1 rRNA gene is annotated in these 396 nt (G+C 55.1%); it reads right to left on the bottom strand.

What is annotated here, in order from left to right:
- A 23S ribosomal RNA gene (locus P6N53_RS18565) occupies window positions 1-396 on the bottom strand; the annotation flags it as partial.

The raw sequence follows: 396 nt of genomic DNA, 5'->3' as shown, positions 1-396 counted from the left end.
CTTGGGGGGTGGTCCCCCCTGATTCCCACGGGGTTTCTCGTGTCCCGCAGTACTTGGGATTCCTTCTGCAATCTTCGTCCTTTCGTCTACAGGTGTTTTACCTTCTGTGCAGCACCTTTCCAGGTGGCTTCGACTAGGACTAGCAATCACGTGATGAAGGTCCCGCAACCCCAGATTTCCGAAGAATTCTGGTTTAGGCTCGCCCCTTTTCGCTCGCCGCTACTTGGGGGTTCGATGTTTCTTTCTTTTCCTCCGGGTACTTAGATGTTTCAGTTCCCCGGGTGCCCTCCTCTATGCCTATGTGTTCAGCATAGGGTGACGGAGTTTTGCTCCGCCGGGTTGCCCCATTCGGGTATCCACGGATTAACGCCTGCTTGCGGCTCCTCGTGGCTTTTC

The sequence above is a fragment of the Desulforamulus aquiferis genome (genome assembly GCF_030577015.1).
In the GTDB taxonomy this organism is placed as follows: Bacteria; Bacillota; Desulfotomaculia; order Desulfotomaculales; family Desulfotomaculaceae; genus Desulfotomaculum; species Desulfotomaculum aquiferis.
Note: the sequence above shows the minus strand (reverse complement) of the source record. Positions and strands in the feature narration are given on the sequence as shown.